At 30.2% G+C, this 17934-nt stretch carries 16 protein-coding genes; 13 read left to right on the forward strand and 3 right to left on the reverse strand.

The window, feature by feature from the left end:
- The first annotated feature begins 358 nt into the window (after positions 1-358).
- The 10 genes from OCU55_RS16910 (at position 359) to OCU55_RS16955 (ending at position 11326) form a co-directional block, all read left to right on the forward strand.
- Complete coding sequence (locus tag OCU55_RS16910; RefSeq protein WP_261853473.1) at positions 359-991, forward strand: nitroreductase family protein; 633 nt, start codon at positions 359-361, stop codon at positions 989-991.
- Positions 992-1556: 565 nt separating this feature from the next.
- Positions 1557-4322 carry a sigma-54-dependent transcriptional regulator gene (locus tag OCU55_RS16915; protein WP_261853474.1) on the forward strand — a complete coding sequence of 922 codons (2766 nt, stop codon included), beginning with the start codon at positions 1557-1559 and terminating at the stop codon, positions 4320-4322.
- A 642-nt stretch (positions 4323-4964) separates the two neighbouring features.
- A complete protein-coding gene (locus tag OCU55_RS16920) occupies positions 4965-5381 on the forward strand; it encodes a PTS sugar transporter subunit IIA (protein WP_261853475.1) in 417 nt (138 codons plus the stop codon).
- A gap of 1 nt (position 5382) precedes the next feature.
- On the forward strand, positions 5383-5874 hold the full coding sequence (locus OCU55_RS16925; protein ID WP_261853476.1) for a mannose/fructose/sorbose PTS transporter subunit IIB: 492 nt from the start codon (positions 5383-5385) through the stop codon (positions 5872-5874).
- 22 nt (positions 5875-5896) lie between these two features.
- Positions 5897-6667 (forward strand): PTS mannose/fructose/sorbose transporter subunit IIC, encoded by a 771-nt coding sequence (locus OCU55_RS16930; protein WP_261853477.1) that lies wholly within the window; start codon positions 5897-5899, stop codon positions 6665-6667.
- Between the two features lie 12 nt (positions 6668-6679).
- Positions 6680-7501 (forward strand): PTS mannose transporter subunit IID, encoded by an 822-nt coding sequence (gene manZ, locus OCU55_RS16935; protein WP_261853478.1) that lies wholly within the window; start codon positions 6680-6682, stop codon positions 7499-7501.
- A gap of 638 nt (positions 7502-8139) precedes the next feature.
- Positions 8140-8844: a GDSL-type esterase/lipase family protein gene (locus tag OCU55_RS16940; protein ID WP_261853479.1), complete on the forward strand. Its 705-nt coding sequence runs from the start codon at positions 8140-8142 to the stop codon at positions 8842-8844.
- Between the two features lie 49 nt (positions 8845-8893).
- On the forward strand, positions 8894-9427 hold the full coding sequence (locus OCU55_RS16945; RefSeq protein WP_261853480.1) for a hypothetical protein: 534 nt from the start codon (positions 8894-8896) through the stop codon (positions 9425-9427).
- Between the two features lie 107 nt (positions 9428-9534).
- Positions 9535-10980, forward strand: coding sequence for a leucine-rich repeat domain-containing protein (locus OCU55_RS16950; RefSeq protein WP_261853481.1), 1446 nt, complete (start codon positions 9535-9537; stop codon positions 10978-10980).
- Positions 10981-11167: 187 nt separating this feature from the next.
- On the forward strand, positions 11168-11326 hold the full coding sequence (locus OCU55_RS16955; RefSeq protein WP_261853482.1) for a hypothetical protein: 159 nt from the start codon (positions 11168-11170) through the stop codon (positions 11324-11326).
- A gap of 268 nt (positions 11327-11594) precedes the next feature.
- Here OCU55_RS16955 and OCU55_RS16960 read toward each other — a convergent pair whose 3' ends face one another.
- Positions 11595-12236, reverse strand: coding sequence for an oxygen-binding di-iron domain-containing protein (locus OCU55_RS16960; RefSeq protein ID WP_261853483.1), 642 nt, complete (start codon positions 12234-12236; stop codon positions 11595-11597).
- 333 nt (positions 12237-12569) lie between these two features.
- Here OCU55_RS16960 and OCU55_RS16965 point away from each other — a divergent pair, with 333 nt between their 5' ends.
- Complete coding sequence (locus tag OCU55_RS16965) at positions 12570-13142, forward strand: methyltransferase family protein (RefSeq protein WP_261853484.1); 573 nt, start codon at positions 12570-12572, stop codon at positions 13140-13142.
- 116 nt (positions 13143-13258) lie between these two features.
- Positions 13259-13600: a hypothetical protein gene (locus OCU55_RS16970; protein ID WP_261853485.1), complete on the forward strand. Its 342-nt coding sequence runs from the start codon at positions 13259-13261 to the stop codon at positions 13598-13600.
- A 172-nt stretch (positions 13601-13772) separates the two neighbouring features.
- Here the strand turns inward: OCU55_RS16970 and OCU55_RS16975 are convergent, their stop codons facing one another.
- Entirely contained in the window at positions 13773-14438 is a 666-nt protein-coding gene (locus tag OCU55_RS16975; protein ID WP_261853486.1) for a hypothetical protein, read from the reverse strand.
- 138 nt (positions 14439-14576) lie between these two features.
- Positions 14577-15002 (reverse strand): deoxycytidylate deaminase, encoded by a 426-nt coding sequence (locus OCU55_RS16980; protein ID WP_261853487.1) that lies wholly within the window; start codon positions 15000-15002, stop codon positions 14577-14579.
- 637 nt (positions 15003-15639) lie between these two features.
- Here OCU55_RS16980 and OCU55_RS16985 point away from each other — a divergent pair.
- The gene (locus OCU55_RS16985; protein WP_261853488.1) at positions 15640-17931 is read left to right on the forward strand and encodes a formate C-acetyltransferase; all 2292 of its coding nucleotides are present in this window, start codon (positions 15640-15642) and stop codon (positions 17929-17931) included.
- Positions 17932-17934 lie beyond the last annotated feature (3 nt).

Raw genomic sequence — 17934 nt, forward strand, 5'->3', positions numbered from 1 at the left:
TACAGTAAAAAATAAAACTTATTTATATGTAAGTTTTCTCATATGAATTTTGAAAGGCAGATGTGCAAAAAAACTCATTGAAAAAGGTCATTTCAGCGAGAGGTTTATAAGTAGATGAAAAAATTTCTAAAAAATAGCTTGCATTGAAGAGTTACTTATTGTATTATACTTACATAAAGTAAGTTTGTTTAAATTTATGATTTAAGACTCATTAGTTGGACAGCTTTAGATATATAAATTCCCCGTTTATATAGAATAATTGTTTAAGTAAATAAAAAAGCAACAATTACTAGAAGATAAGATTGATACTTTGTGAATAGGATAATTGCTAGTAAGTGATAGAAGATTGAGGTGTAAAATGACTGATTTAAAAACATTAATTGAACAAAGACACTCTGCTAATAATTTTATAGAAGGAGTGAAAATACCTAAGGAAGATTTTGAGGCTATATTTGATTTATTAAAACTAGCACCATCTTGTTTTAATATTCAACATGCTAATTATCTAGTTATAACTGATGAAGAGAAAAAAGAGGCTTTAAGAGAAGCTGCATTTAATCAATATAAGATACATACTGCATCAGCAGCTGTGTTAGTTCTTGGTGATAAAGAAGCTTATAAGAAAGTGGATTCAATATATTCTGGAATGTTAAGCCTAAAGATGCTTTCAAAAATTGATTACGATAAGATGATGACTGATGTATTTAATTTATATGAAGGAAGAGGACAAGAGTTCCAAAGAGATGAAGCTATAAGAAATGCTTCTTTGTCAGCAATGATGTTTATGATGATTGCGAAGGACAAAGGCTGGGACACATGCCCAATGATAGGGTTTGATAATGAAAGAGTAAGTAAACTATTTAATATACCAGAAAATCTTGAACCTGTGCTTTTGATAACAATGGGAAAAGAAGATACCTCAAAGAGAAGAATGAGAGGTTACAGAAGACCTGTAGGTGAGTTCGTTACCTTTGAAACTTTTAATAAATAAAAAATTAAGTAGTAAAGATAGAGCAGATTATATATGTATGAATTCATATATAATCTGCTGTTTTTTTGAGCAAAAATAATATTTTGATTAAAATGAGCAAATATTCTTGAATATGTAAATGATATCATTTAAAATAAAGATAAATAATCAAAAATAAGCAAAAGTAATCATAAATGAGTATATAAATTATTTAATTCTATTGGCTTAATCATATATATAGATAATCTAGTTCTAGCTAATAAAACTAAGTGATGTTTCTGTTAACTATAATGGTAATAAGATTATCAAATATAGATTTCAATTGGAACTGGTTTATCTATGGCATCTTCTGTAGTTGAACCTAAATTTCAAGATAATCTTAGAAATAAACCAATTTTAAATATGAGTACTGTTAAAGCAACGTGTTTAAATATGTATTATAGAATGATACATAAGTTGGCATGATATTTGCTTAGTTATTAAGTATAGGATTCTTGTATGAAAACCTTCATACAAGTTATTTAAGGGGAGTTGAGGCGTTTCTATAAAGGACCCTTTAATTAGAAAGCCTATAAGGGGGGACAAGATGAAGAAAATAGATAAGATTTATTGTTACCTAGAAGAACATACAAAAAAGCTTTCTAAGGAAAATATATTAGACGATGTTGGGTTTACTTCAGTACAGATTGCAGAAGAACTTAATATGCTAAGAAATAATGTGAGTAGAGAGTTAAATGAGCTGTTAAGGCTAGGTAAGATTATTAAGATAAAGGAAAGACCAGTTAGATTTATCCATAGAGGAATTGTGGAAGAAGTTTTGAACATTGATTCATCTGACTCTATTGTAGAGGTTAGGAGCGTAAAGGAATTAATTTGTAGCAATACTGAAAAAGATCCATTTAAATTATTGATAGGATCGGAAAGAAGCTTGAAAAATCAAATAGAGCAAGCAAAGGCGGCTATATTGTATCCACCTTCAGGACTAAACACTTTAATTGTTGGGCCCACTGGAGTAGGAAAAACTTTATTTGCCAAGATAATGTATAACTACGGCAAGTTTGTTGGAAAGTTCTCGGACAAGTCCCCTTTTGTAGTTTTCAACTGCGCAGATTACTATAACAATTCTCAATTATTATTAGACCATATCTTTGGTCATATAAAAGGAGCTTACACTGGTGCAGATACTGAAAAGCAGGGATTAGTGGAAAAAGCCAATGGAGGAATTTTATTTTTAGATGAAATACATAGACTTCCTCCAGAAGGACAGGAAATGATATTTTACTTTATGGATACTGGTGAATATGGGAAACTAGGTGAAACAGAAAGAAACAGGAAATCCAATGTACTAATTGTCAGTGCTACCACAGAAGAATCTGATTCATATATGCTTAAGACCTTTATGAGAAGAATACCAATAACAATAACTATTCCATCATTACAAGAGAGAGATAATGAAGAAAAGGTTCAAATAATAAAGTATTTACTTTTAAATGAAGCTCACAGAGTAAATAAGCCTATAAAAGCATCTGTTGAAGTTGTAAAAGCATTAATTGGTAGTGCAACTTATGGAAATATAGGTCAATTAAAATCAAATATTCAGCTTACCTGCGCAAAGGGTTTTTTAGAATGCATTAATGATGAGAAAGAATATATAGAATTAGATTTCAAAACTCTTACTCCAAATATAAAGGATGGATTCTTTGAAATAGTAAGAGATAGAAGAGAATTTCAAAATTTAGATACAATAGTAGATGTACCAATTTTCATAAGTCCTGATGGATATAAAGGAGTAGTTGACTCTGGAGATTCCTATGAACCGCCTTTTAATCTATATAAGCTCATTGAAGATAAGCTTTCTTTATTAAAGGAAGAAGGAGTAGATGATGATTATATAAACAAGTTTATAACCACTGATGTAAATATTCATATAAAAAGTTTTTATAACAAATTCACTAAAAATAATGAAAGTAAAGATAGGATATTAAAGATTGTAGATAAAGATATATTAGATTTTGCAGAAGAAGTAAAATTTATAGCTGAAAAAGAATTAGGAAGAAAATATAGTGATAGATTTACTTATGCATTAAGTCTTCATATGAGTGCTTTCTTTAAGAGAATGAAAGATAAAAAGGACTATAGTAGAAAAAAATACAACACTGTAAGCATACACGATATAGAATATGAAGTTGCTCTTAAAATAAAAGAAATGATAAGTGAAAAGTTCAATTTATATGTGCCAGAAGTAGAAGTAACTTATATAGCAATTTTATTAAAATCCACAGAGGAAGAAAGCAAAGGTGATGTAGGAATCATAGTAGCAGCACATGGGAATTCTACAGCTAGCAGTATGGTGAATGTGGTAAAAGGATTGCTTGGAAATTCTAATATAAGTGCAGTGGATATGCCACTTGATGTAAGTCCAAAGAAAATTTTAGAAGTGGTAATAGACAGGGTTAAAGAGATGGACAATGGAAGAGGGGTACTGCTACTGGTAGATATGGGATCACTAATTAAGTTTGATACTACAATAACAGAAAGAACAGGGATTCAGGTTAGAAGTATAGATATGGTATCAACTCCATTAATATTAGAAGCTGTAAGAAAATCAAGCATTTTAGACATGGATCTTATAGATATATATAATTCATTGAAGGATTTCAAAGGCTATAATGATTACTCCAATGAGAAAGTTTATTTAGAGGATAAGGTTATTGTAACTGTGTGCAGTTCAGGAAAAGGCACTGCTGAGAAACTTAAAGAAATAGTAGAGAAAGTAGTTCTAAATTTAACTGGTGAAAACATGAAAATCATACCTGTTGGCATAAGAGATTTAGATAAAAAAATTAAAGAACTACAAAAACAACACACAATAGTAGCTGCAATAGGTGTGAAGAGGCCAAAGGAACAGTTACCATTTATATCTTTAGAGAAACTAATAGATGGAAATGGGGAAAGTATGTTAAGAGAACTTTTAAATAACAACAATCTAGCTGTAATTAATAATAATAAGGATGTTGTTATAAAGGATATCTGCGAAAATAGCTTAGAAGAATTTCTTACCTATTTAAATCCCAAAAAGATAATTGGTACCTTAATGGAGTTTGTAGGAAAGTTAGAAGAAAACTTAAATGTAGAGATAAACAATAATACTAAAATAAGCATTATCAGTCACGTCGCTATTGCATTAGAAAGAATGATAACTAACGAAGGATTAAAATATACCGATGACAAAGAATCTTTAGACACCAATATAGTAGAAGCAGTAAACAGCAGCTGTGAGATATTTAAAAGATATCTAAAGCTACAGCTTACTGAAGATGAAAAGTATTTTATTTGTCAAATGCTATTGTAGATTTCAAAAGATCATTTAATTCTAATAGCTAGCTAATATAGCATCTCCTGTATAACCAATTAATTTCAATATTATTCTTAAACATAGCATAAATGAGAAACCTGCTAGACATGAGCTAAATTAGTTCTGCCTAGCAGGTTTCTTTACTGTCTAGGAAATTATAAAATTTTTTGAAAGCTAAACCTAGCAATATCAAGAGTTTAGAATAGCTATTTAGGGTAAACAGTAAAAAATAAATCAATTCACCTGCCAGATTTTCCGCTGTCTTTTTGTATAAAACAATCTGTAAAATCACAATTTTGTGTAAGAAATATAGAAATTGAAGATAAAATCAGTGCAAAAAAGTTAGATGTATCAAATAATGAGCACAAATAGGCAAGTTGTATCAAATGATATTTGGTTTGTATCAAAAATGTAAAGTAAATATCAATTTAATATGTGCAGTATCAAAAACAAAGATATCTTAATGCATAAAAAACGTCTAGAACTAATTTTAGTTGATGATTTATAGCTCAAGAGGCTGAATATATGGGTGTTTTTATTTATGGTTAATATGAATAAAGCTAAAAAAGTCATTATACAAACTTTGGCACGACAATTGCTAATAATATAAACGTGAAGATAAAGCCGGGGGTGAATGTAATGGTAGCAGTAATAGTTGGTACACACGGAGAGTTTTCTAGAGAGATAGTTAATTCTTCTGAAATGATATTTGGTAAGCAAGATAATTTGAAATACATAACCTTTAATCCAGGGGAAGGTTCAGAAGATCTTGTGGCAAAATATGAAAAAGCTATTGAGGAATTAGATTGCGAAGATGGACTTTTAGTAATGGTAGATCTTTTTGGGGGAAGTCCTTATAACGCAGCAAGCAGAGTTGTAGTAAATAAAGATAAAGCAGATATAGTCACAGGAGTGAACTTGCCTATGCTTTTAGAGGTTTTTGCTCTTAGAGATTCTATGAGTGTTGAAGAACTAGTGAAGATTGCTGAAGAAGCAGGAAATACAGGAATAAAATCATTCAAATCAAATTTTTGTGATGTAGTGGAGGAACTATAATATGAATATCAATTTTGTAAGAATAGACGACAGATTAATACATGGACAAGTAGCTACAGTATGGGTAAAGGAATCAAAATGCAATAAGATAATAGCTTGCAGCGATGAGGTTGCAAAGGATGTACTAAGAAAAACATTATTATTGCAAGTAGCACCAGCAGATGTAAAAGCATATGTTTTGCCTATTGATAAGGCGATTGAAGCATATAAAAATCCCAAATACAACGATTTTAAGACAATGTTCTTATTTACCAATCCAACGGATGTTTTAAGAATGATTGAAGGAGGTGTTGATATCAAATCTGTAAACGTTGGAGGAATGTGTTATAAGGAGGGGAAAACTCAAGTTACAGGTGCAGTATCTGTGGATAAAAAAGATGTGGATGCTTTTAAGAAATTACATGACAAAGGAATTGAGCTTGAAGTAAGACAATTAGCAAGCAATCCTAAGGTAGACTTAATTGGTAAATTAAAGGCAAATGGGTTATTATAGTAAATTTTAGGGGGAAATAAAAATGAATAGTGTTCAAATGATATTAGTTGTACTTGTTGCGGCTATTTGTGGTATGGGAAGTGTTCTTGATGAAGGACAAACACATAGACCGTTAATTGCATGTACTTTAATTGGTTTAGTTTTAGGGGATTTAAAAACTGGAATTATATTAGGTGGTACTCTTGAAATGATGGCACTTGGATGGATGAACGTTGGAGCAGCCATGGCTCCAGATGCAGCTTTAGCTAGCGTTATTGCATCAATACTAGTAATCGTAGGAAAACAATCAATTGGAGCTGGTATCGCAGTAGCAATTCCAATAGCAGCTGCAGGTCAAGTTCTTACTATATTTGTTAGAACAATCACAGTATTCTTCCAACATGCTGCAGATAAATATGCAGATGATGCTAACTTTAGGGGAATTGAATTATGTCACTTCGTAGCACTATTATTGCAAGGTGTTCGTGTAGCTATACCAGCAGCATTAGTTGCAGCAGTAGCAGGAACTAGCATTGTAAACAGCATGCTTGCAGCAATTCCAGAGGTGGTAACAAGAGGTCTACAAATTTCTGGTGGATTCATAGTTGTAGTTGGTTACGCAATGGTAATAAATATGATGGAAGCAAAATACTTAATGCCTTTCTTCTTATTAGGTTTTGTAATAGCAGCGTTCTTAGGAATCAACTTAGTAGGCTTCGGTATAATGGGAACAATTTTTGCTATAATCTATATCCAATTAGATCCAAAATTCAATCAGAAACCACAATTGGTTGATGAACTAGACGAGCTATAGGAGGAAGAATAAATGGAAAAGAAATTAAGTAAAAAAGACATAACAAGCATGTTTGTACGTTCATGGTTCTTGCTTGGATCCTTCAACTTTGAAAGAATGCAATCAGTAGGATTCTGCGTAACTATGATTCCAGCTATAAAGAAATTATATGACAAAAAGGAAGATCAAAAAGCAGCTTTAAAGAGACACTTAGAATTCTTTAATACTCAACCCTTTATATCTGCACCTATAATGGGAGTAACTGCTGCAATGGAAGAACAAAAAGCTAATGGAGCTCCTATTGATGATGCATCAATCAGTGGTGTAAAGGTTGGACTTATGGGACCTCTAGCTGGAGTTGGGGATCCTGTATTCTGGGGAACATTAAGACCAGTAACTGCGGCATTAGGAGCGTCAATAGCTTTAAGCGGAAGCGTACTTGGACCGTTGCTATTCTTTGTTATCTTCAATGCTATAAGACTTGCAACAAAATGGTACGGATTAAAATACGGATATCAAAAGGGAACAGAAATAGTTTCAGATATGGCTGGTAACAGATTAAAGAAGTTAACAGTTGGAGCATCAATCCTTGGTCTATTCGTAATGGGAGCTCTTGTTTCTAAATGGACTAGCATAAATGTTCCATTAGTACTTTCAAAGTATCAAGGCCAAGACGGAAAGATGGTAACAACAACAGTTCAAAGTATATTAGATCAATTATTACCTGGCATGCTTCCACTATTATTAACTTTTGGATGTATGAAATTATTAAAGAAGAAAATAAATCCAATGCTAATAATATTCGGATTATTTGCAGTAGGTATCATAGGATATGCTTTAGGAGTATTGAAGTAAAAGTTTAATTAATCAGCTAAATTATAGTATAGTTTTATAATGGATTTATAGACTATGCAATAATTAATGATGTACAACTTCAATCTGAAAATATAGATTCTAAAATGAAGTGGTACCATCAATATAATATCCTCAGATAGAAACCCCACAGTTTCATGATCATTTATTAACTATAGTCTAAGAAAGAATTTTTTAGGGAAAAGATGAAAATATTTTCTTAGAGACACAATTAAAAGCCAAGTTTTCTACAGCGATTTAGAAAACTTGGCTTTTTGTTTTGTCTACGTATTACTTCAATTCATTAGGCTTAATAAATAAGTTTTAATGAAGAGTAAACTTTCAAATGTTTACTACTCAAGAGCTTCTCTTTTCAATATCAAAATCATTTTTCTCTAAAATTCTTTGATCACGTTGCTGTGAATATTATTTGATTTTATAACAAATTACAATATTCATTGATTTGTATTTTGTAACTTTAAGGATAGGTATATAATTACAGTATGTGGAAGCTTATACGGAAAAAAGCAATAAAATAATATAAACAGTAAAATCAAAGTAATTACAATTAGTAAAATAAATTTTTAAGGTTTCCTTTTATAAGAATTTTAAATTATATGTGTATAAAGTGGGGGAGAAAAATGGAATTACAAGAAATTATGCAAATGCCAGAAGTAAAAATAGCTCTAGATCATGTGTTTACAGGTTTTATGAATGATGAAAAGAAAACTAAATTAAAGAGATTTAAACATCTAAATAAATGTGCAAAAAAGGGACAGATTGTATTTGTAGGATCTTCATTAATGGAACAATTTCCTATTAATGAATTACAGCAAACCTTAGATAAAAACTATATTATTTATAATAGAGGGATCGGTGCATATGTGACAACTGAGTTGTTAGATTCTATGGAAGAATGTATTTTTGAGTTAGAACCCTCAAAAATATTCATAAATATAGGTACTAATGATATAAGTTTAGAAGATTATAAAAAAGAAAAGCTCATTGCTAACTACGATGAGATACTAACTTTGATAGGAGAAAGACTACCTAGCTGTAAGGTTTACGTAATGGCCTATTATCCTATAAATGCTAAAGCTGATTTTCCAGGAGTAGATAAAGAACAAAAAGAAATGATGTTTAAATATAGAACAAATGGAGCCATATTAGAAGCAAACGAAGCCGTTGAAGAATTAGCTAAAAAACATAACTATGAATTTATTAATGTAAATGAAGGTCTAACAGATGAAGAAGGAAATCTTAAAGAAAAGTTTTCTATAGAAGGACTTCATATGTGGTCCAATGCATATGAGATTATTCTTCAAAATCTGAAACAGTATTTATAAAAAGAGCTAATGCTATGCTTATTCTATATTTAATAATAGGAGGTTGATTGTGAAAAAAGTGCCTATAGATAAAAAGTTTTTGAACAAAATACTTTTTATAGTTGTAAGTGGTGCCTTAGTGATATATGGGTCAATAATACTATTTGGGTTCGTTAGATATATGTTTGTAGGAAACAGAGAAAATATAAATACTACAGAGACTAGAAAATTCATTAGTTCTACTATGAAATCAGATTCAAATATAGATAAGGGAAAAATATTTAGACAAAATGGTGCTTTGCAATTTGATTATACAGTAAAAAATGAACCTACTAAAGATGAACTGACTGCTATATTTGATTCTTCTTATAATTTTATGATTAACTATTATAAACTGAAAGATTCAGTCATAAAATCTTACGGAGCGGTTTGCTTCAATATACATTATAAAGCTGATAACTATATATATGAAGGAAGGAACTTCGTTTATGACAAGAGGGATAAAGAGGCGGGGTATACAAAAACTTACAATACATGGACGTTAACTAAGAATAATGTAAATATATATAGTTTTACGAAGGATTATCTTTTATGTGAAGAATAAAGATGTAACACTTCGATCCGAAATCTGAAAATCTCTCATTTAAAGCATAATTGTATATATTAAGCAAAGTCTATAGTATACAAATATTTTTAGGTGGAGGGATAGCCTTGAAGAAATATTATATGCTATTAGTTATAATGTTTATTTTTGTTAATATGGCCTTTCAAGGTAAAGAGGTACAGGGGCAAGAGAGTAGGAGCATACTACAAAGTGAAACGGTTTATTTTGAAGATAAAAATTTAGAATCAGGAATAAGAGAAAAATTAAATAAGCCTAAAGGAGAGATAGCTAAAGAGGATGTAAAGAAGATAGGGGAGTTAACTTTAAATAATAAAAATATTTCATCTTTAGAAGGAATTCAGTATTTAACTAATCTAAAGAAATTAGACTTAATGTTTAATAAGATTAGTGATATAAACCCATTGAGTTCCTTAACTAATTTAGTGAATTTGAATTTAGGCTACAATAATGTTAATGATATTAGTCTGCTAAGTAATTTAGTGGATTTAGAGGAATTGAGACTTCAGTATGATGGCATAGAAGATATTATCTCATTAGAAAAGCTTAATAAGCTGAAGGTATTAGATTTATCTTTTAACAAATTAAAAAAATTAGAGCCGCTTAGACATTTAATAAGCTTGAATGATTTGGATTTGTACGGTAATGAAATTGAAGATATAGAGGCGCTAAGCTCCTTAGTAAATTTGACTACTCTAACCTTAGGTGAAAATCAAATAACTGATATAAAGCATTTGAAAAACTTAAAAGCTTTAAAGGCACTACAATTAAGTGAAAATAAGATTACAGATATTAGTTCGCTAAGTAATTTGGTAGAACTCACTGACTTATACTTAAATGGAAATCAAATTAAAAATGTTAGTCCGTTAAAAGCTCTAAAAGGTTTAGTCCATTTATTTTTATCGGAAAATGAAATTACAGATATTAGTGCATTGGGGAACCTTGAGAATTTGAAAAACTTGAGTTTGGATAATAACAAGATTAAGGATATTAAAGAAATAGGCACCGCGAAAAGTTTGGAAAGCCTAAGATTGACATATAATGAAGTAACTTCATTAGAGGAATTAAGATCACTTAAAAACTTGTCTATTTTAAATTTGAGCAATAACAAAATAAGTAGTGTAAGTCCATTAAGCTCATTAGCTAATTTGAAATCCTTAGATATTTCCTATAATCAAACAAGTGATATAAGCCCACTTAGAAGTATGCCTGAATTAGCATTAACCAATATAGAGTTTAGCGGAAATCCTATACCTACTTACGTATTTAGTGACAAATATAGTCAAGAACTTGCTTTGAATACTCTCTCTCCATACATAGAGGAGGCAATAAAACAATATTATGGAGAATATAGACAGTATTGGAATCCAGGAATTTTAAATGCTGAAAAGAAAGATGGAAAGTATACATTTAAAGTTAGAGTTGAAACCTTTGTGGGAGCGCATAATCCGCCATATGGTATAGAAACCATGATTATTACAGATGGATATTCTGGAATAAAGGTTGAGGATTTTAAGCATGAAGATGAAAAATGAGTTTTTAGAAAGGGGCTATTGGAATTTCTAAGAAATAATTACCTTTATTACAGATAAATATGCATTAACAAAACATATACTAATCACAAATTATATCCCCTAAAATAGAAGAATTTATTAATTTGTGAACTTTTTACCCTCAAAAAAATAAATGATTTACGTATTTATATTTGAGGATGTGATGGAAATGAAGGTAAATATTATAACTAATACTAGCAAATATGAAGAACAAAGAGAATCTAGCAATAGAAATGATAAATATGTTCAAGCAAGTAAACAAATTAAAGACAGTAAAAACAATAACAATATATCATTTTACGAGATTCTTAAGAAAAAAATAAACTAAAACATAAAAATATAATATGTTTGCAAATTATAGGATGAAAAATTTTAAAAATTTTTCTTAAAATGGACTATATTACTTTGATAAATGTGAAAATATAGGCGAAGAATAAGATTCTAATCAATCTGATTAGGTAAAATAAATAATATATAAATAATAAGGCTGCTGAGAATTTTTCAGCAGCCTTATTATTTGCAGAGTTTAAATTTTATATTATAAAAGTTAAAGGGAGTTAGTGCTATATAAATTGAATGCTATAATACACAATAATTTATAGATTTATAAACGGACCATGACCACAAGCTATGTATTTAATATCTAAAGCTAAAAGTGTATTTTTAATAAATTCTAAAGCTTCTGGTGAAGGTATTTGTTGCAAGGTTATGTTATTTATTTCAGTTTTAATATCAGAGGTAATTTCTGTCTCTTTCATTGTATCCCAATGAATAAATAAGTCACTGCTAAATAGCAGTTTTCTCTTTGTATCTACCGCTAAAATACCTTCCCATAAATGCATCTCTGATGGATATTTAATAAACTTTAGTGATAAGTTTTCAGTTTCAAGAAATTCTTCAGGCTTTTTAACTAAAGTCTTAGCATTTAGATTAAATCCTTTGAATTGCATATCAGTAGTTTTTGAACAGATAACTTCTGCTTCAGGAAAAGCTTCTGTTAGGACATTTATACCTCCACATTCATCACTTTCAAAATGAGAGACAAAAATGTAGTCTAGTGAACCGCCATCTAGAAGTTCCTTTAGTTTTGGAACTAATGATTTAGCCATTACATAATTACCTGTATGAACAAGTAAGGATTTTTTTCCTACAACTAAGTATTGATTGAAATTTATCGTTACATTAGGTATACCATGATTAATTTTATATACATTTTCTAAAACTTGAGTAACTTCCATATTACACCCTCCTTGAAATTGCTTTATATAGAATTCCCACTTTGCCTATAAGCCTATGCATTATAGTATCTAGACTTATCTAGTGTGCATAAGTATAAATTCTATAGATAATATACTTTAGTAATAATTATAGCATACTAAATATTGCTGCAAAACAAAATATAATTAGTATTATGTAGCTCAATAATAGAGTGATATTAAAAAAGATTTATTTTCATAGGTATATGGAGATATATTCTGAATAATTGCAGTTCTCTCAGTATGAAATTCTAAAAAATATGATAAAATTACTTTAACGCTTTGTTTCACCACATTATATAGGAGTTGGTTATAATGAATAAATTTATTATTAATTATATTTGGGGATTATTTTGGGGGTATTGGATACTCTCTGCTATGTATACCCGATCAAAGATTAAAAAGTTATCAAGTGGGCAAAAAAGTACTCAAAGGATGCTTCATTTAATCTTGGTTATAGTAGCATTTTTCATTACATTATTTGAATTTAAAAATTTTATGTTTTGGAAAGAGATAATACCTGGTAATTTGATAGTTGAATATTTTGGGGTAATAATTTTAGTAATAGCTCTTTCTTTTGCGATTTGGGCAAGGATAACCTTAGGTAGGAATTGGAGTGGGGCTATACAAAGGGTAGAAGGACAAAGGCTTGTCAAAAATGGTCCGTATAGGTATGTTAGGAATCCAATTTATACAGGAATTGTTTGCGGCTTTTCTGGCACATTTATTACATTAGGAACTATCGCTTCATTAGTAGGATTTATTATTATATTATCAACTTACATAGTGAAAATACGCAAGGAACAGAGATATTTAGTAAAAGAGTTTGGAGAAGAATATAATAAATATATTTCTGAAAGCTGGGCGTTGATTCCATTTATATTCTAAATTATAGTAACTCCAGGAACTCATATTAATTAAGACATGCTAACTAAGCATAAATAGTTAAAGTTATAATTTGATAATGACATTGATAAATACGTATTAGAAAAGGATTTGATTAAATGAATAATAGTATAAATGTAGTAGAATTAGCTAGAAAATCAGGATTACATTTAAGGATAGTTACTTCGGTTAAGAGTTTTGATACATATAATAGCTTCTTTAATATATATGATTCCTTTGATGAGCCTTGCAGAAGAATAGTTGTATTAACTAAATATGAGGATTTAGAGGAAGTCTATGATGAAAATCCGGATGAACCAATAGTTGTAGGTAAATGTATAATGGGAAACTACTGGTTAAAGGATTATTCTTTAACTACTAATCCTGAGAGTATATACTTAGAAGAGATATTAATTTCTGAAGAAGTGGTGGATAGTATATTAAAAGAACTAAAAAATTAGAAGAACGAAATAAGAATAGTTCAATCAAGAGCTAATGATGAAGTGATAATAAATCAAGTTTTTTTGAGAACCTATCAATTGAGTTAAGAAGGATTTTTGAATAAGTTCTGTTGAAATAATCTTTGTAAAGAAAAAGCCACTAAAGAAAAATAACTTTAGCGGCTTTTTTATATTAAGCTTTTGTATTTTCTAAGTTTTTTCTTCTATTATCTAAAGGATTTAAGTTGATGTGATGAACCTTTTCACCTTCAGCAGGATTCATTATTAATTTGTCTAAATGAACTCTTCCTTCTGGAGTGTTTGCAATAACTGAAATATCATTAGCAACCTTATGGAATACCCAGCTATAAGCATCAGTTACAACTGCGCCTATATCATCTCTAGATATAAGAGCCTTTGAAATAACTTTTCCATACTTATCTTTTAATAGTATAGCAGCAGTATCTTCATCTACTATTTCGAATTCATTTTTAGTATTTCTTTCAACTATTTCAAGATTAGCTTTTGTGTTATCTAAAGTATCGCCATTTTTATGTTTTATTGGTGCCTTAGGATTAACATCTAGAACAACACTTTGTAGGCTTTGCTTTAATGGCTTAGCTTGTTTGTTCTTTTTTGTTGAGCTTATGTTTTCAACTATGTAATCATTAAAGTCTTTATTCCATTCAGCAAACCATACACCGCATTCTTTAACCTTATCTACATCAGAAGCATCTATTTTAGCTGAAAGCTTTTCGCCGTTCTTCTTCAATATTGAGATGGTAGCAACTTCACCATTAATTTCATATTCATTGTTAAAAGTTTTATAATTTGTATTTATAAGAAACACCTCTTTCATTTTCTTGGTACGACAACAAGTATAGCACTCATTATTGCAAAATGATACTATTGCAATTCAAAAATGCTCTATTATTTTTTATTATTCCCAACTATTGTACAAATGTATCATTTATATAAATAACTTTTGTTTATTGTTTTATACTTGCTCAAGCTCAATTCCACTTCTTTTAAATATCTCTAAGGAGTATTCATCCATACGATAAGCATTCCTATAATAAATTTTTTTGATTCCAGAAGCCGCCAATGCGAATGAACAGTTTAAGCATGGAAAATGTGTTACATAAGCTACACAATCTTTTAATGCAATACCTTCTTTAGCACAATAAGTTATAGCATTTACTTCAGCATGTACTGTTGCTATGCAATGTCCATCCCTCATAGTATGACCTACATCATTGCAATGAGGGTGCCCTGATAAAGAGGCGTTATACCCTGTAGAGCAAATACGTTTATCTTTATTAACTATAACACAACCTACATTAGCTCTATCACAAGTAGAACGGGTAGCTACTTTCTCTGCAATATCCATAAAATAATTATTCCAAGACTGTCTCTCTTCCAAAAAGATTACACCTCCGTTGTTTTTGTTAAATATATTGTAACATAATTCATAATTCATTTGATAATGAAGATTTTACATAACGATTTCTTGAGGTTATGTCTAATATGAAAGAAATCTTGGACTGGATAGCTTTTTATTTCTACTAAAATATAAATAAAATTTAGTGTTATATATAGAGTGGTATATTTTTAGGCGAATAAGTTAAGCAGATGAATTTACACAATAAAATATCATAACCCTATATCTAAATATCTGAACTGGGAGAAACAATAATATTGGTTGTGAAACATATCTAAAACTCTATAGTCTGTAAACTATAGTTAAAAACAAATATTGATTGAGTTTAGACTTACTGAAATCAGGTTTGAAAACTATAAAACAATAAAATAATAATAGGTAATTAGGAAAAGTGATACTGTTTGTTATTGAATATTGAGAATAAATGATATATAATGATACTAAACAATAATAAATAATAAAAATAAAGACAAAGTAATAAAGGTTAATAATATTTTGGTTTTGGTTAAGATTACTATTGAAATTAAATGGGTTCGTAAGCTCATTAAAGCATCGGATGAATAAACATTTAATTTCAATACAGTGCTTTAACAGCGCCAATATTTTAGGGGAGGATAAAATGCTTAGTGATAGAATTCAGTTTTTAAAAGACGAGCTTTTTAGAGAAAAGAGACAAGTTTCCTTGGAAAGGGCTAAACTTTATACAGAAAGCTTCAAAGCCACTGAAGGATTACCAGTAGTTATTAGAAGAGCTAAAGCTTTAGCAAATACATTAAACAAGGTAGAGATCGAGATAAAAAAAGGTGAGCTTATTGTTGGAGATAGAACTGTAAAACCAAGAGCAGGAGTCGTATCCCCTGAAATGTCACCATATTGGATTTTAGAAGAGCTTGATGAATTTCCTACAAGAGCTCAAGATAAATTTGAAATTAGTGAACAAGATAAGGAATATTTCAAAAACGAACTTTACCCATATTGGAAAGGCAAATCCTTAAAGGATTACTGCGAAGAAACTATTCCAGAGAATATAAAAGAAACTACAAAAACTAAGATAGTAGCACTTAACCAAACAGATAAGGGACAAGGTCATATCATACCTGACTATGAAGTTGTTTTGGAAAAAGGCTTAGGATATATGATTAGACAGATAGAAGAAAAGGTGCAACAGTATCCTGAAAATAACTTCTACAAAGCATCATTCATATCTTTAAGCTCAACTAGTGATTATATATTACGTCATGCTGAACTTGCTGAAAATATGGCTAAGAAAGAACAAGATCTACAAAGAAAAAGAGAGCTCAATGAAATAGCAAGAATATCAAAAAAAGTAGCTTTTGAAAAACCGGATAGCTTTTATGAAGCAGTTCAATTATTTTGGTTTATAAGTGTAGTGTTCCAACATGAATCAAACGCAAGCTCAATCTCTCCAGGTAGATTTGATCAATATATGTATCCATATTATAAAAAGTCTTTAGAGGCTGGAGAAGATAAGGAATTCTTAAAAGAAATTTTAAGAGCACTTTATATAAAATTTAATACCATAGTTGCATTAAGAAGTACAGAAAGTGCAAGGTACTTTGCAGGTTTCCCTATTGGATACACCATAGTTCTTGGAGGACTAGATGAAAAGGGTGTTGATGTAACTAATGAATTGTCTCATCTTATGCTTGAGATAATGGGGGATATAAGATTACCTCAGCCAAACTTAAGCATCCGTGTAGGAGAAAAGTCTCCAAGGGATTTTCTAATGAAATCCGCAGAAGCTATAAGAATCGGTACCGGAATGCCACAGGTATTTAACGATGAAGCAAATATACTAGCTTATGTAAATAGAGGTGTAAGTCTAAAGGATGCAAGAGACTACGCAGTGGTAGGCTGTGTCGAGCTTTCTATTCCAAAGAAGACCTATGGACTTCATGATATAGCATTATTCAATCTGTTAAAAACTATGGAAGTTACTTTAAAGGAAAATAGAAGAGGCTTTGAGTGTTTTGAAGATTTGATGACTGCAGTTAAGAATAACATCTCAAAATATGTTAAGGACATGGTGGAAGGTTCAAACATTGTTGATAAAGCTCATAGAGAATGTGCACCTACACCATTTTTATCAAACTTTATCTGTGGATGTTTAGAAAGTGGAAAAGACATAACTGAAGGTGGAGCTATCTATAACTTCTCAGGAGTTCAAGGAATCGGTGGACCAAATTTAAGTGATTCCTTATTTACAATAAAGAAACTAGTTTTTGAAGATAAAGAAATAACTCTAGATGAACTTGTGACAATCCTTGAAAATAACTGGGAAAATAACGAGATACTAAGACAAACAATTATAAACAGATATTCTAAGTATGGCAATGATGTTGATGAAGTGGATCTATTAGGTTCAGAAATACTTTCTTACTACTGTGAGGAGGTAGAAAAGTATGAAAATATCAGAGGTGGAATGTTCCAGCCTGGTTCCTACACAGTTTCTGCACATATTCCTCTAGGTGAAGCAGTTGGAGCAACACCAGACGGAAGAATGGCGAGAGAACAGCTTGCAGATGGAGGTTTATCTCCAATGGTAGGAAGAGATAAAAATGGACCTACAGCAAGTCTTAAGAGTGTAAGTAAGCTTGATAATTACCTAACTTCAAATGGAAGCTTACTAAATGTTAAGTTCTCACCAGCGGTTTTAGAAGGAACAGAAGGCTTAAGAAAATTGGTAGCGTATATTCAGGCTTTTAGCAGATTAAAAATACAACATGTTCAGTTTAATGTAGTATCAGCAGATACCTTAAAAGATGCACAAAAACATCCAGAGAAATATCAAAACTTAGTAGTAAGAGTAGCTGGGTATAGTGCAATCTTCGTAGAGCTTGATACTGGAATACAAAATGACATCATCAATAGAACAGAGCATGTATTATAGGAG

Origin of the sequence: Clostridium folliculivorans, from assembly GCF_024341905.1 — a bacterium.
In the GTDB taxonomy this organism is placed as follows: domain Bacteria; phylum Bacillota; class Clostridia; order Clostridiales; family Clostridiaceae; genus Clostridium_AR; species Clostridium_AR folliculivorans.

Coding starts and splice junctions, on each gene's coding strand:
- OCU55_RS16940 (WP_261853479.1), top strand. CDS start 8,140: ATGGAATTACAAGAAATTATGCAAATGCCAGAAGTAAAAATAGCTCTA.
- OCU55_RS16970 (WP_261853485.1), top strand. CDS start 13,259: ATGAATAATAGTATAAATGTAGTAGAATTAGCTAGAAAATCAGGATTA.
- OCU55_RS16925 (WP_261853476.1), top strand. CDS start 5,383: ATGAATATCAATTTTGTAAGAATAGACGACAGATTAATACATGGACAA.
- OCU55_RS16985 (WP_261853488.1), top strand. CDS start 15,640: ATGCTTAGTGATAGAATTCAGTTTTTAAAAGACGAGCTTTTTAGAGAA.
- OCU55_RS16975 (WP_261853486.1), bottom strand. CDS start 14,438: ATGAAAGAGGTGTTTCTTATAAATACAAATTATAAAACTTTTAACAAT.
- OCU55_RS16910 (WP_261853473.1), top strand. CDS start 359: ATGACTGATTTAAAAACATTAATTGAACAAAGACACTCTGCTAATAAT.
- OCU55_RS16955 (WP_261853482.1), top strand. CDS start 11,168: ATGAAGGTAAATATTATAACTAATACTAGCAAATATGAAGAACAAAGA.
- OCU55_RS16965 (WP_261853484.1), top strand. CDS start 12,570: ATGAATAAATTTATTATTAATTATATTTGGGGATTATTTTGGGGGTAT.
- OCU55_RS16920 (WP_261853475.1), top strand. CDS start 4,965: ATGGTAGCAGTAATAGTTGGTACACACGGAGAGTTTTCTAGAGAGATA.
- OCU55_RS16915 (WP_261853474.1), top strand. CDS start 1,557: ATGAAGAAAATAGATAAGATTTATTGTTACCTAGAAGAACATACAAAA.
- OCU55_RS16930 (WP_261853477.1), top strand. CDS start 5,897: ATGAATAGTGTTCAAATGATATTAGTTGTACTTGTTGCGGCTATTTGT.
- OCU55_RS16960 (WP_261853483.1), bottom strand. CDS start 12,236: ATGGAAGTTACTCAAGTTTTAGAAAATGTATATAAAATTAATCATGGT.
- manZ (WP_261853478.1), top strand. CDS start 6,680: ATGGAAAAGAAATTAAGTAAAAAAGACATAACAAGCATGTTTGTACGT.